The following is a 13,342-nucleotide window of genomic DNA, read 5'->3' as shown; positions in this document are numbered from 1 at the left end:
GATGAGGGATCTGGAGTTGCCGAATAAAGGTGAAAGCGCCATCGTGTGCGTTCGCGATAACAACGGCAACCTCAAAGACCTTTCTTTTATTCCAGAGGAGACTACTGAGTTCACGCCGGTCCCAGCGCACAGTCCCGACGGGCGCGCAGTGATTCGGCATTCGGCAACGCATGTGCTAGCACAGGCCGTGCAGGCAGAGTTCCCAGGGACGAAGCTGGGTATTGGTCCAGCTATTGATAACGGTTTCTATTACGACTTTGACGTGGAAGAGCCGTTCACCCCAGAGGATTTGAAGCGCATTGAAAAGCGCATGAAGAAAATCATCAAGTCAGGCCAGAAGTTTGAGCGCCGCGTGTATGAATCGCTGGAAGATGCGCGGGAGGCTCTGAAGAACGAACCCTACAAGCTGGAGCTGATTGAAGATAAAGGCAATGTGGATCCCGACTCGGACGAGGCCACCGAAGTGGGGGCTGGTGAACTGACCGGTTACTACAACGTCAACCCCCGAACAGGTGAGGTGGAGTGGTACGACCTCTGCCGTGGACCGCACGTGCCGACGACGCGATATATTCCCGCATTTGCGCTGACCAGATCCTCTGCTGCTTACTGGCGCGGCGACCAATCTAATGCGGGATTGCAGCGTATCTACGGCACGGCATGGGAATCCAAGGAAGCGCTTGAGGAGTATCAGACGATGCTCGCCGAAGCGGAAAAACGCGACCACCGCAGGTTGGGGGCAGAGCTGGATTTATTTAGCTTCCCCGATGAGATTGGATCTGGTTTCCCCGTGTTCCATCCGAACGGTGGCATCGTGCGGTTGGAGATGGAGGAGCATTCCCGCCGTCGGCATATCGCATCTGGATACTCCTTTGTCAACACTCCGCACTTGACCAAAGGTGACTTGTTTGAAAAGTCTGGTCATCTGGACTTTTATGCAGATGGCATGTTTCCACCCATGCAGCTGGATGGGGAAACCGACGCTGATGGCAATGTGACAAAGCAGGCGCAAGATTACTACGCCAAGCCGATGAACTGCCCGATGCACAATTTGATCTTTGCTTCACGCGGTCGTTCTTACCGCGAGTTGCCGTTGCGGTTGTTTGAGTTCGGGACGGTATACCGCTACGAAAAGTCGGGTGTGATCCAGGGATTGACGCGTGCTCGCGGCTTCACCCAGGATGATGCGCACATTTACTGCACCGAAGACCAGCTGGAAGAAGAACTGACAACAGTTCTGGAGTTCATCATTTCACTACTTCGGGATTACGGCCTTGATGATTTTTACCTGGAGCTGTCCACCAAAGATCCCAATAAGTTTGTTGGTCTGGACGAGATTTGGGAAAAATCGACAGCGATTCTGCAACGCGTTGCCGATAATTCTGGACTTGATTTGGTTCCTGACCCAGGTGGGGCAGCATTCTACGGTCCGAAGATTTCAGTGCAGGCGCGCGATGCGATTGGCCGCACCTGGCAAATGTCTACGGTGCAGTTGGACTTCAACTTGCCAGAACGGTTCAACCTGGAATATACGGCCCCTGACGGCTCGAAGAAGCGCCCAATCATGATCCACCGCGCCCTGTTTGGGTCGATTGAGCGATTCTTTGGGGTGCTGTTAGAACACTATGCCGGCGCATTCCCGGCATGGCTTGCTCCACATCAGGTGGTGGGCATCCCCGTCGCAGAGGAGTTCGTGCCGTATCTGGAAAACGTGTGCGCGCAGTTACGCGAGCGGGGTATTCGCGCAGCTGTGGATACCTCGGATGATCGTATGCAGAAAAAGATCAGGAACCACACGACTGGCAAGGTTCCGTTTATGCTGCTTGCTGGTGCTCGTGACGCAGAGAACAATGCCGTGAGTTTCCGCTTCCTTGATGGCACTCAGGTTAATGGTGTGCCTATCGCCGAGGCGGTGAATGTCATTGAGTCGTGGGTTCGTGAGCGTGTCAATGATCAACCAAGCGAGGAATCTTTTGCTTCCCGACGATAATCACGATGCTGACGGCGCGCAGGATGATGCCGTGGTAGACCACGGCGTCGGCACGCCTGACCGGTTGCAGCGTCTGTGGGCACCGTACCGCATGAGCTACATCGCGAAGGGTGTGCAGGACTCTCACTCGGCCACTGTAGGGCGTGATCCTTTTATCGAGGTGCCGAAAATGTCGGACGAGGACGGGCTGATCATTGCGCGTGGCGAGTACGTCTTCTGCGTGCTGAACCTTTACCCCTATAATGCTGGGCATATGATGGTTGTTCCATACCGCAAGGTGGCAAATCTGGAGGATTTGACACTGGTGGAATCAAGCGAGCTGATGGAATTCTCACGGACTGCCATTCGGGTGCTGAAAACGGTATCTCATCCTGATGCCATTAACTGGGGGTGCAACCTCGGGCGAGCCTCGGGCGGTTCGGTTGGGGATCACCTGCACTTGCACATTGTCCCGCGCTGGTCGGGCGACGCGAACTTTATGACGGTCATTGACGGCACAAAAGTACTCCCGCAGGTGCTGCGAGAAACTCGCCGACTGTTGGCGGAAGGGTGGATCGCGCTTGACGACGCCCCGGGGGCCGCCCATGCTTAGTGTCCATGGCCGTAAGCCCGCCGCCGTTGTTATGGAACCGGTGGCGAAAGCCCTGTTGAAGCTTGGCATGAGTCCCAATGTGGTAACTGTTGCTGGGGCAGTAGTGACCATCGCTATCGCGGTGATCCTGATCCCAACAGGGCATGTGGTGTGGGCGGCTGTGTTGTCTGGCTTGTTTGCCGCATTTGACATGTTGGATGGCACTATGGCGCGGCTCGCTGGTGGTGGTACAAAATTTGGCGCGACGTTGGACGCGAGTTGTGATCGCATCACGGATGGTGCACTGTTTTCTGCCATCACCTGGTGGTTGATTTTTGGCTACGGTGCTGGACAGCCATTGATCGTTGCGTCGTTTGTGGTGCTTGTGTCCTCGCAGGTTATTTCCTATGTGAAGGCACGTGGGGAAGCCAGTGGGTTCACTATGGTTGGTGGCTTGGTGGAACGCCCAGAGCGCTTGATCGTCGGGTTAATGGGAATTGGTTTGACCGGTCTGGGGGTGCCGTACGCTATTGATGTCGCTATATGGCTGCTGGCTGCAGGGTCAGTGTTTACGGTTGGGCAGCGCCTCATCATGGCAGCACAGTCACCGCGCTCTGATGATCTGTGCGCGCCGCCGACCGGAGTGGCGGAAACAACCTCGGTTGAGGAGATGAACTAGGTGGCGGCGCGTGATCTTACTGCCACTGCGTATCTTGCTGGGTGGCGGATTGTTAAGTTTTTGCCACAGCCTGTGGCGCGTTGTGTGTTTAATGTCGCGGCTGACCTTGCATGTTGCTGGGGTCGGGGTGGTGGCCAGTCGGTGGAACAGTTGCGGAGGAACTTGGGACGAGTTGTGGGCGTCGATACCGTGACGGATTCCCTAGTGCGGGCGGCCATGCGATCCTATGCGCGCTATTGGATGGAGGCTTTTCGGCTTCCATCATTGGCTTCTTCTACGACACTGCTTGCGGAACTTGATAGTAGTGTGCAGGGAGTTAGTGGGCTGGATCGTTCCATTGAATCGGGAAGGGGCGTGATACTGACGCTTCCGCACTCGGGAAACTGGGATATGGCGGGCGTGTGGCTTGTGCACCACGCCGGAACGTTCACAACTGTAGCTGAACGCTTGAAACCAGAAGTGCTGTACGAGGCGTTTGTGGAGTATCGTGAGTCCTTGGGTTTCGAGGTTCTGGCCTTGACTGGGGGACAGCCACCGTTTTCGCGTCTTATGGAGGTGTTGAATCAGGGTGGTGTGGTGTGCTTGATGGGGGAGCGTGACCTCAAACGCAGTGGCGTGGACGTGTCGTTTTTTGGCGAGTTGACAAAAATGCCAGCGGGCCCTGCAGAGCTGGCACGTCGAACCGGAGCAGCCTTGCATGTAGCACATTGTTTCTTTGATGGTGACGGGTGGGGCTTTAGCATTTCCGAAGAAATTACAGTGGGTGAGGTGCAAGAAACTGTTCAGCGGATTGCCGATGAGTTCGCAGTGCATATTGCGCGGCACCCCGTTGATTGGCATATGCTTCAGCCCCAGTGGTTGGCGGATCTGACATGAAAATTGGCATGGTATGCCCTTACTCTTTTGACGAGCCAGGGGGAGTTCAAGCACATATCCTTGACTTGGCTGAGCATTTTATAGCTCAGGGACATCATGTTGAGGTGCTGGGGCCGTGTTCTGATAACACGGATGTCCCCTCCTTCGTCATGAAAGGCGGGCGTTCCATACCAATTCGTTACAACGGTTCCGTGGCACGACTTGCGTTGGGGCCACATATGGACCGCTACATCCGCAGCTTTATCACCAATGGCAATTTCGACGTGTTGCATATCCATGAACCCAACTCGCCTAGCTATTCCATGCGTACGTTGCGTTTAGTCGAAGGGCCCATCGTGGCTACGTACCATGCCTCAAGCAGTGGTTCGCTGCTGCTCAAGGCGGCTCTGCCTGCGCTCCGACCCCTGTTGGAGAAGATTCGCGGGGGTATTGCAGTCTCAGAAATGGCGAGGCGCTGGCAAGTTGAACAGCTGGGCGGTGACTCGGTGCTGATTCCCAACGGTGTGGACACAGCACGGTTTAGGAAGGCCCAGGCGCCTCGTGCTGAGGATGATGAACGCCCGCTAGAGATTGTTTTTCTGGGACGCCTTGATGAGCCGCGAAAAGGCCTAGACATTTTGCTCGCAGCTCTGGCCCAAGTGCAACGCCCCTTTCATTGCACAGTGATTGGCGGTGGCACTCCCCGGCATGTTCCCAACGTCACCTACGCTGGTCGCGTCAGTGACCAGGAGAAAGCAGAGATTTTGGGACGAGCAGACATCTATGTCGCCCCCAACACAGGAGGCGAGAGCTTTGGCATCGTCTTAGTGGAGGCTATGGCCGCAGGTTGCACTGTGGTGGCAAGCGACATTGAGGCGTTCCGCACGGTGTGCAACGCCGATTCTGCCGAACCCGCCGGATTACTATTTGCCAATGGTGATAGCGCTGATCTTGCGCGCTCACTTCAACAGCTTATCGACGCCCCGGCTGAACGCGCTGTGCTTCAACAACGTGGCCGAGAGCGGGCTGCGGTTTTTGACTGGGATAAAGTTTCAGAGGAAGTCATGCGCGTCTATGAGACGGTGGCCGATGGAACGAAAGTGCACATGCGATGATGATCGTCTATATTTTGCTCACTATGTCGCTCACGGCGTTGATGCTGTGGGCGTTTTTCACGGCACAACGTCTTAACCGCCTGCACATTCGCACCGACTCTGCATTGCAATCCCTGCAAGCTGCGTTGGATAGGCGAGCCGCAGTGGTGACAGCGATCCTTCCCGAGGCAGCGGCGCTAGCAAGCGCCGCTGAAAGTGTCCCGTTAACCAGTACGTCATTTCGCGCACGAGCCTCGGTGGAGCGATCCCTTACCGAGCGCATTAGTGCGTTGGAATCGCAGTTGTCGTCCCAGGCGGCGGCGTTATTATCAGATTCGACAACCAGGGTCCAGCTTGCTCGACGTTTTTATAACGACGCCGTGAGTGATACTCGCGCACTTCGAACACGTCCACTAGTGCGGATCCTCCGTTTGGGGGGAACGGCGCAGCTACCGAACTATTTTGAGCTTGCCGACAGCGCCGGGGATGTCTGAGCGGTGGTTTGGACGGGCGTCGAAAAGCAGGGCCGGGGGTAGAAAACGGGTGGTGATGCGAGGATCATTTAAGCAGGGAATAAGCATATTAAAAGTCACAACAGCCACAGCTGTAACAAAGACTTCTAAATGTTCGATTTATGGATAAAATAGTTCCGGCTGGGAACCTGCACCTTTTGTGGATATATCAGCATGTTGAATGGTACGGATACGACAACGGATTAAGGAGAGCGGAATGGCAATATCGCGTTCTAAGTCTCCTTTCCGGGTGGTGTCAGTCGTTGCCGCAGTGGTGATACTGGGAGCGGGTAGTTTTCTGCTTGTGTCTCAGCGGGACGGCGGTGACGATTTTTACGTCAACCCTGTGGCCTCAAAGGCTGAGAAACCGCAAGGGATTTCCGTGGGTTATCGGTCAGCTGTACTTGTTGGTGATCAAGACAACACCGTCTCTATGTCGGTGGAAGATCTTGACCCCGCCGCCGTACATGCTGCAAAAGAGTACCTTGGCGAGGGGATATTCACCACGCCGATGGAGGTATCTACGCAGTCACCGCTTACTGGCAAGGTGAAAATGACGCGCACGTACCCAGAACCACTGCCGGCTGAGGCAAGCGCATCGTTCGTGTACTACGATGAGAAAACTCATCACTGGAAACCAGTAAATTCCATCTTGTCGAGTGACCGCCGCGTACTGACCACCGAAGTGGATCACCTTTCCCTATGGTCAGATTTTGTTACGGCGCCAACGCAGGTATTGGAATCCATAACCAGCAGTTGGGAAGCCGATGACATTTCAGTCAAGGGCATTGGCGATTTTGCTGTGAGCGCTGACAATACCCTGGAAGAAACCAACTACACGGCAGCTATTCCGCCAACCAGTAACGCGGCACCCAGCCAACTTGCAACACCATCAACTGTGCCTGATCAACGTTCTTCTGAGTCGGCATCACCCACGCCCGGTGCAGTGCCCTCTGAAAAGCGCTCTGATGCCCCCTCTGAGGTGCAGAAACCGCAGAAGCAGAGCACAGTTACCGTGACTGAGTTCGAGTACTTCCGTCCTATTGACTACAATGGTCAGATGAAGCCCGGCTTCGCTGGAACACATACCAATTCAACAGGAGGCGGCGCCATAAACGCCAATTCCTGCGTTGATTCCCCATACTCTGACAAAGAGGGCATTATGCAGTGTGGGAGCAACGCCGATAATTTCCCTGTGTGTTACCAAGGGCCAGCTACACAAGAAACGCCTTCTGTGTACTGCTCACGCGACCCAAAGGATACCACCATGATCGTGTTGCCTTATACAGGTGAATTTCGGCAATTTGCACAAGAGCCGACGCGCCCGTGGAGAATCGATTTGGAAGACGGTAAGAGCTGCGTAGCCATCAGCGGCGGCGCGCGTGGGAACAGCCCAGATGGACCGGTGGCTACCTATCGGTGTGACAATGGGACAGCGACTGGTGCTGGATCCATGTTTGTGATTGCTTCGCAGGCAGAACCATTTGACAATGGGATAGATGTCCGTGGTGATGTCTGGTTTGCTCAAATTGGAGATATGGGTACTAATGACACGCCAACAACATCCCCCACACCTGTTGGGGTAAAGAGAGTTTACTATGCGTCTTATGCGCAATAGTTAGAAAGGCCTGCGGTAGATGCGACCTCAATACGCGGCCGGTCGTGCTACCGCGGGGGTGATTGGGGTCTGCGCCCTTGCGTGACTGCGGCGCAGACCCCGCTTTATATATTTTTATGTTCTAGGTATGCCCAATGCTAGAGTCCCACGCCACGTTTGGTTAGACTGAACAGGTCCGTCTAGCATTGGGCTTGAAATAACCCGTGAGCTGTAGGAGATCAACACCACAATGAGCACCAACCCCACCCATGGTACTGCCCGCGTCAAGCGAGGATTGGCTGAGATGTTGAAGGGCGGCGTGATTATGGACGTCGTCACCCCCGAACAGGCGAAAATCGCCGAGGACGCTGGTGCCACCGCCGTGATGGCGTTGGAGCGTGTGCCTGCTGATATTCGCGCACAGGGCGGTGTGTCCAGGATGTCCGATCCGGACATGATCGAGGGCATCATCAATGCAGTATCCATTCCTGTGATGGCCAAAGCGCGCATCGGGCATTTTGTTGAGGCGCAGGTGCTGCAGTCGCTGGGAGTGGATTTCATTGATGAATCCGAAGTGCTGACCCCGGCTGACTACTCCAATCACATTGATAAATTCGACTTCACGGTTCCCTTCGTCTGTGGAGCAACCAACCTGGGTGAGGCACTGCGCCGAATCAACGAGGGCGCGGCCATGATTCGCTCTAAGGGTGAGGCAGGCACGGGTGATGTCTCCAATGCTGTGACGCATATGCGCACCATCCGTGCGGAGATCAACCGGTTGAAGTCCATGGCCGAAGACGAACTGTATGTAGCGGCCAAGGAGCTGCAGGCACCCTACGAACTGGTTCGCGAGGTAGCCGAAACGGGCAAGCTTCCCGTAGTGCTGTTTACCGCTGGTGGTATTGCGACGCCTGCCGACGCCGCAATGATGATGCAACTGGGTGCCGAGGGTGTGTTCGTGGGATCCGGTATTTTCAAGTCCGGCGACCCCGAAAAGCGCGCACGCGCCATTGTGCAGGCCACCCAGAACTATGAAGACCCGGCGACCATCTCGCAGGTTTCTCGCGGTCTGGGCGAGGCTATGGTGGGCATCAATGTTGATGACATTCCTGTTCCGCATCGCCTGGCAGAGCGCGGCTGGTAAATTCCATTAGCCACTCTATGTGCCCCCTCAGGGGGCATTTTTGTTGGCTTCTGTTGATGGTGCCGTATCCTCTGGCCATGGCTGATATTGAATTCATTCTGAATGTGGAGCACATTGATCGCGATATTTTCCGCGGTCCTGTAGTGGAGTCGAACCTGCAACGTACTTTTGGCGGTCAGGTGGCCGCGCAGACGCTTGTTGCGGCGACTAAAACCGTGGGCAATGAGTATCAGGTGCATTCGCTGCATGGCTATTTTGTTGCCCCGGGTCGCTCTACCAAACCCACGGTTTTTATGGTGGACCGCATCCGCGATGGCAGGAGTTTTTGTTCCCGCCAAGTGAAGGCGGTACAGGACGGTCAAGCGATTTTTGTGATGCAGGCCAGTTTCCATCGTAAGGGTGACCAGGGCATTTCACACCAGGATAGGATGCGCGCCGTTCCAGATCCTGAATCAATAGTTATGGATACCTCCAGCATGCACCACACCACGAAGGCGCTGTTGGAGGAATGGTCCGAGTGGGATATTCGGGTTGTTCCTAGTGATCAGTTTCAACACAACCCCTACACGCCAAGCCAACAGGTGGTATGGTTCCGCTCGAAAGCGAAACTGCCTGACGATGATACTTTTCACGTGTGCACTTTGACGTACATGTCCGATATGACGCTGCTGCAATCGGCGCTGGTTCCACACCAGGATGCTCAGGTTCAGGAGGCGTCGCTGGATCACGCGTTATGGTTCCTTCGTCCGTTTCGTGCCGACGATTGGCTGCTGTATGATCAGGTCTCGCCTTCTGCGGACAATGGTCGTGCCTTGACTCAGGGCAAGATTTTTGACCGGCAGGGAAACTTGGTGGCAGTTGTGACGCAGGAGGGGTTGGCGCGTAGTCTCAAACCTGGCACCAAAGCCATTCCTCTTACCACCTTGACGTAAAGGCAGACAACAGTGATCGGTATTTTGGCCGTGCAAGGCGGTGTCCGTGAGCATGAGCTTGTTCTAGATGAGCTGGGGGTTCAACATCGTCAGGTGCGCCGTGTGGAGCACCTCAACGGACTTTCTGGGATTATTCTCCCCGGTGGCGAATCCACCACCATGTCTAAACTCCTTGAACTTGGTGGTCTACTGCGCCCGCTTATCGACGCCTTGACATCCGGCCTTCCTGCATACGGCACATGCGCCGGCATGATTCTGCTGGCATCAGAGGTGTTGGATACCCGGCCCGACGCGCGGTGCCTCGGCGCGCTCGATATCACTGTTCGGCGTAATGCTTTCGGGCGTCAGGTGGATTCTTTTGAAGCGGACCTTGATTTCCACGGTATAGACTCCCCGGTTCCTGCGGTGTTTATCCGCGCCCCGTGGGTTGAGCGCGTTGGTGATGGGGTTGAAGTGCTAGCCACAGTGCCGTCGGGTCCTGCGTCTGGCGCAGTGGTGGCGGTGCGTAGCGGTCGTGTACTGGCAACGTCATTTCACCCCGAATGCACCGGAGACGCCCGCGTACATGAGATGTTTCTTGCCATGGTGTCGGAGGCAGGCTATGTGCACGAAGTATAATTGGGCAGATTCCCTAATACTGTTTACAGTGACGACGAAAGGTTTTTGATGTCCGGCCACTCAAAATGGGCAACCACCAAGCATAAGAAGGCCGCGAACGATGCTAAGCGGGGCAAGGAATTTGCCAAGCTGATTAAAAACATCGAAGTCGCGGCACGTACCGGCGGTGGTGATCCAGCGGCCAACCCAACGTTGGATGACATGATCAAAAAGGCCAAGAAGGCTTCGGTCCCCAACGACAATATCGAGCGTGCCCGCAAACGCGGTTCTGGTGAAGAAGCAGGCGGAGCCGACTGGGAAACCATTATGTACGAAGGTTATGGCCCCAATGGTGTAGCAATACTCATTGAATGCCTGACCGATAACCGCAACCGTGCGGCGACGGAAGTACGTACCGCTATGACGAAAAACGGCGGAAACATGGCCGAGTCTGGTTCAGTGGCGTACTTGTTCACCCGCAAGGGCGTGGTGTTGGTGGCCAAAGGCGAGCTCACCGAGGATGACGTCCTGATGGCTGTGCTGGACGCTGGGGCTGAAGAGGTCAACGACTTAGGCGAACAGTTCGAGGTTGTCTCTGAAGCTGGTGACATGCTGGCGGTAAAGAATGCGTTGACGGAAGCGGGGATCGATGTGGATGAAGCGGATTCCGATTTCCGCGCATCCGTTCAGGTCCCGCTCGAAGCTGATGGTGCGCGCAGGATTTTCCGAATCATTGATGCGTTGGAAGACAGCGACGACGTGCAAAACGTGTACACCAACATGGACATTAGCGATGAGGTTGCCGCGCAGCTGGACATCTAAAGCGCCTGTATGAGTACCCCTGTACGGGCTCGGGAACGGTGGGGTACTCGGGGCGTCGATAAGCAACACTGCTGATCTGTGGCGCGTTCGGCCGCGGAATCGCAATTGTGTGCTAAGTTGATGGGGTGGAACTGAGCGGGAAAGGAACGATCGGCCGGTGAACTTGGAGGGGCTGCGCGTCATGGGCATCGACCCAGGACTGACGCGCTGCGGATTGTCGGTCGTGCAAGCAGGACAAGGTCGGGCGGTGCTTCCCGTCGCTGTTGGTGTGGTCCGCACGCCGCCCAGCGCTGACCTTACAGAACGATTGCTGCGGCTCAGCAACGCTGTGAACGAATGGATGGATGATTATACCCCTGACGTTGTAGCGATCGAGCGCATCTTCGAACGCGGCAACGTGTCCACCGTCATGCACACCGCCCATGCTGTGGGAGTGCTGGTGCTTGCAGCGGCGCAACGCAGTATTTCTGTGCACATGTACACGCCCAGCGAAGTGAAAAAAGCCGTGTCAGGCAATGGTCGTGCGGACAAAAAACAAATGACCGCCATGATTACCCGCATTCTCGGTCTTAGCGAAGCGCCTAAACCTGCCGATGCCGCCGATGCTCTTGCGCTAGCGGTATGCCACTGTTGGCGAGCACCACTACTGCTGCGCCAAGAACACACATATGCGCAAGCGGAGGCTCAACGCCGTCATCAACAAGGGCGGCTAGGAAAAGCTAAAGCTGATTTCAATGCCTCGAAGAAATCCACCTCACCAGCTCAAAGGAGTCCTCAACAATGATCTCATCCCTTCGCGGCCCCGTTATTGATATCGGACTCAATAGTGCTGTCGTGGAATGCGGCGGTGTTGGATACCTTTTCAGTGCCACCCCGCAAACCCTCGCCGAACTCAGTCGAGGTGAGGAAGCAACCGTGTTGACACTGCTGATCGTCCGCGAAGACTCCATGAGCCTCTACGGATTCAAAGATGCAGCAAGCAGGGATCTGTTTAGTACCTTGCTCGGGGTATCTGGGGTTGGGCCGCGCCTTGCCCTTGCCGTGCAGTCCGTGTTTAACACCGCCGACTTCGCACAGGCTGTGACTCGTGGCGATGCCAAAGCTCTCCAACGCGTTCCAGGCGTGGGCAAGCGTGGTGCTGAGCGCATGATCGTTGAACTTAAAGAAAAGGTATCCGCGTTTGTTGATGCCGCTGCTGAGGGCAGTGATGGTTCTGCGGACCTCGCGACAGCAAACGCGGAGCCCTTGCCATACGGCAGCGCGGTGACGGAACAAGTTGTCGAAGCGCTCATGGGTCTGGGCTTCAACGAAAAACAGGCCACCGCTGCGGTAGAAAGCACCCTGGCGACGCACGCCGAGGCCGATAATTCCACACTGCTGCGTGCAGCACTAGCCACGCTGTCAAGCTAGGACAAACAACTCAAAAAGCAAGGTAGGTTGTAGCCATGGCGGACGTGGAAAAAACAGAATTTAACCTTCCCGCAGGTAAGGGCCCTGGAAGGGGAGGCGCACACGCCGGCGGCAGGCCGACTGACAGCGCGATCGATGCCAACGCCCAAGCCGGTGACAATGATCTGGAAACAAACTTGCGGCCGAAGAGCCTGGAAGAGTTTATTGGTCAGCCGAAGGTTCGCAATCAGCTTGACCTTGTGCTGACCGGTGCCCGGAACCGTGGTGTTGCACCCGACCACGTGCTGCTTTCTGGGCCGCCCGGACTGGGCAAAACAACGATGGCCATGATTATCGCTCAAGAGTTAGGCACCAGTCTCCGCATGACATCCGGTCCTGCACTGGAACGAGCCGGGGACTTGGCTGCCATGCTGTCAAACCTGATGGAGGGCGACGTTCTTTTTATTGACGAGATTCACCGTATCGCCAGGCCAGCGGAAGAAATGCTGTACATGGCGATGGAAGACTTCCGCATTGACGTGATTGTGGGTAAGGGGCCCGGTGCGACGTCGATACCCTTGGAGATCGCGCCGTTTACCCTGGTGGGGGCAACGACGCGTTCGGGTATGCTGACTGGCCCGCTGCGTGACCGCTTTGGGTTTACGGCCCAAATGGAATATTACGACGTTCCCGATCTCACGCGGGTGGTTACACGTGCCGCAAAAATTTTGAATGTGAGCATTAATCATGATGCGGCTGAGGAAATTGCTTCACGCTCGCGAGGCACACCGCGCATAGCCAATCGCCTGCTTCGTCGCGTCCGTGATTTTGCCGAAGTGTATTCGGATGGGCACGTGGATTTAGGGGCTGCGAAGGCGGCGCTATTGCTGTTTGATGTGGATGAACGCGGGTTGGATCGACTTGATCGTGCGGTGCTGAATGTTCTGGTGAAAGGCCATGGCGGTGGTCCTGTTGGAGTCAGTACGTTGGCTATTGCGGTGGGGGAGGAACCGTCGACAGTTGAGGAAGTGTGTGAGCCGTATTTGGTGCGCGCTGGCATGATCGCTCGTACTGGTCGTGGACGGGTTGCCACTGCTGCCGCGTGGCGGCATGTAGGGTTGGAACCTCCCGAGGGGACAATAGGTGGCTATGAATAAAACTCG

At 55.8% G+C, this 13,342-nt stretch carries 14 protein-coding genes; all 14 read left to right on the top strand.

The features are described 5' to 3' along the window. Position 1 precedes the first annotated feature (1 nt). The 14 genes from thrS to ruvB all read left to right on the top strand — a co-directional run bounded on the left by thrS (position 2) and on the right by ruvB (position 13,336). Positions 2–1,987 carry a threonine--tRNA ligase gene (gene thrS, locus CDUR_RS07285; RefSeq protein WP_233453025.1) on the top strand — a complete coding sequence of 662 codons (1,986 nt, stop codon included), beginning with the start codon at positions 2–4 and terminating at the stop codon, positions 1,985–1,987. Then, the gene (locus CDUR_RS07280) at positions 1,947–2,579 is read left to right on the top strand and encodes an ATP adenylyltransferase (RefSeq protein ID WP_006063546.1); all 633 of its coding nucleotides are present in this window, start codon (positions 1,947–1,949) and stop codon (positions 2,577–2,579) included. Before thrS ends, CDUR_RS07280 begins: the two co-directional genes overlap by 41 nt. Beyond that, entirely contained in the window at positions 2,572–3,237 is a 666-nt protein-coding gene (pgsA, locus tag CDUR_RS07275) for a phosphatidylinositol phosphate synthase (RefSeq protein WP_179417696.1), read from the top strand. Before CDUR_RS07280 ends, pgsA begins: the two co-directional genes overlap by 8 nt. After that, positions 3,238–4,113 carry a phosphatidylinositol mannoside acyltransferase gene (locus CDUR_RS07270; RefSeq protein WP_179417695.1) on the top strand — a complete coding sequence of 292 codons (876 nt, stop codon included), beginning with the start codon at positions 3,238–3,240 and terminating at the stop codon, positions 4,111–4,113. Next, positions 4,110–5,207, top strand: a complete 1,098-nt coding sequence (locus tag CDUR_RS07265) for a glycosyltransferase family 4 protein (protein WP_179417694.1) — start codon at positions 4,110–4,112, stop codon at positions 5,205–5,207. The genes CDUR_RS07270 and CDUR_RS07265 overlap by 4 nt, the downstream gene beginning before the upstream one ends. Beyond that, positions 5,204–5,680, top strand: coding sequence for a hypothetical protein (locus tag CDUR_RS07260; RefSeq protein ID WP_179417693.1), 477 nt, complete (start codon positions 5,204–5,206; stop codon positions 5,678–5,680). The genes CDUR_RS07265 and CDUR_RS07260 overlap by 4 nt, the downstream gene beginning before the upstream one ends. Before the next feature lie 235 nt (positions 5,681–5,915). Beyond that, positions 5,916–7,316: a hypothetical protein gene (locus tag CDUR_RS07255; protein WP_179417692.1), complete on the top strand. Its 1,401-nt coding sequence runs from the start codon at positions 5,916–5,918 to the stop codon at positions 7,314–7,316. Positions 7,317–7,545: 229 nt separating this feature from the next. Continuing rightward, positions 7,546–8,439: a pyridoxal 5'-phosphate synthase lyase subunit PdxS gene (gene pdxS, locus CDUR_RS07250; protein ID WP_179417691.1), complete on the top strand. Its 894-nt coding sequence runs from the start codon at positions 7,546–7,548 to the stop codon at positions 8,437–8,439. 77 nt (positions 8,440–8,516) lie between these two features. After that, positions 8,517–9,371 carry an acyl-CoA thioesterase gene (locus CDUR_RS07245; RefSeq protein WP_233452915.1) on the top strand — a complete coding sequence of 285 codons (855 nt, stop codon included), beginning with the start codon at positions 8,517–8,519 and terminating at the stop codon, positions 9,369–9,371. Positions 9,372–9,383: 12 nt separating this feature from the next. Beyond that, positions 9,384–9,989 (top strand): pyridoxal 5'-phosphate synthase glutaminase subunit PdxT, encoded by a 606-nt coding sequence (pdxT, locus tag CDUR_RS07240; RefSeq protein ID WP_006063538.1) that lies wholly within the window; start codon positions 9,384–9,386, stop codon positions 9,987–9,989. Between the two features lie 48 nt (positions 9,990–10,037). Further along, positions 10,038–10,790: a YebC/PmpR family DNA-binding transcriptional regulator gene (locus CDUR_RS07235; protein WP_179417689.1), complete on the top strand. Its 753-nt coding sequence runs from the start codon at positions 10,038–10,040 to the stop codon at positions 10,788–10,790. Between the two features lie 157 nt (positions 10,791–10,947). Then, positions 10,948–11,574, top strand: coding sequence for a crossover junction endodeoxyribonuclease RuvC (ruvC, locus tag CDUR_RS07230; protein WP_179417688.1), 627 nt, complete (start codon positions 10,948–10,950; stop codon positions 11,572–11,574). After that, on the top strand, positions 11,571–12,200 hold the full coding sequence (ruvA, locus tag CDUR_RS07225) for a Holliday junction branch migration protein RuvA (RefSeq protein ID WP_006063535.1): 630 nt from the start codon (positions 11,571–11,573) through the stop codon (positions 12,198–12,200). The genes ruvC and ruvA overlap by 4 nt, the downstream gene beginning before the upstream one ends. 35 nt (positions 12,201–12,235) lie before the next feature. Continuing rightward, a complete protein-coding gene (gene ruvB / locus CDUR_RS07220) occupies positions 12,236–13,336 on the top strand; it encodes a Holliday junction branch migration DNA helicase RuvB (RefSeq protein ID WP_006063534.1) in 1,101 nt (366 codons plus the stop codon). The last annotated feature ends 6 nt before the right edge of the window (positions 13,337–13,342 follow it).

Origin of the sequence: Corynebacterium durum, assembly GCF_030408675.1 — a bacterium.
Taxonomy (GTDB): Bacteria; Actinomycetota; Actinomycetes; order Mycobacteriales; family Mycobacteriaceae; genus Corynebacterium; species Corynebacterium durum.
This window is presented reverse-complemented; position numbering and strand designations above follow the sequence as displayed.

Bases quoted from the DNA above. Each gene is read 5' to 3' on its own strand.
- CDUR_RS07245 (WP_233452915.1), top strand. From the start codon at position 8,517: ATGGCTGATATTGAATTCATTCTGAATGTGGAGCACATTGATCGCGAT.
- CDUR_RS07235 (WP_179417689.1), top strand. From the start codon at position 10,038: ATGTCCGGCCACTCAAAATGGGCAACCACCAAGCATAAGAAGGCCGCG.
- pgsA (WP_179417696.1), top strand. From the start codon at position 2,572: ATGCTTAGTGTCCATGGCCGTAAGCCCGCCGCCGTTGTTATGGAACCG.
- CDUR_RS07265 (WP_179417694.1), top strand. From the start codon at position 4,110: ATGAAAATTGGCATGGTATGCCCTTACTCTTTTGACGAGCCAGGGGGA.
- CDUR_RS07255 (WP_179417692.1), top strand. From the start codon at position 5,916: ATGGCAATATCGCGTTCTAAGTCTCCTTTCCGGGTGGTGTCAGTCGTT.
- CDUR_RS07260 (WP_179417693.1), top strand. From the start codon at position 5,204: ATGATGATCGTCTATATTTTGCTCACTATGTCGCTCACGGCGTTGATG.
- ruvA (WP_006063535.1), top strand. From the start codon at position 11,571: ATGATCTCATCCCTTCGCGGCCCCGTTATTGATATCGGACTCAATAGT.
- CDUR_RS07280 (WP_006063546.1), top strand. From the start codon at position 1,947: ATGATCAACCAAGCGAGGAATCTTTTGCTTCCCGACGATAATCACGAT.
- ruvB (WP_006063534.1), top strand. From the start codon at position 12,236: ATGGCGGACGTGGAAAAAACAGAATTTAACCTTCCCGCAGGTAAGGGC.
- thrS (WP_233453025.1), top strand. From the start codon at position 2: ATGAGGGATCTGGAGTTGCCGAATAAAGGTGAAAGCGCCATCGTGTGC.
- pdxS (WP_179417691.1), top strand. From the start codon at position 7,546: ATGAGCACCAACCCCACCCATGGTACTGCCCGCGTCAAGCGAGGATTG.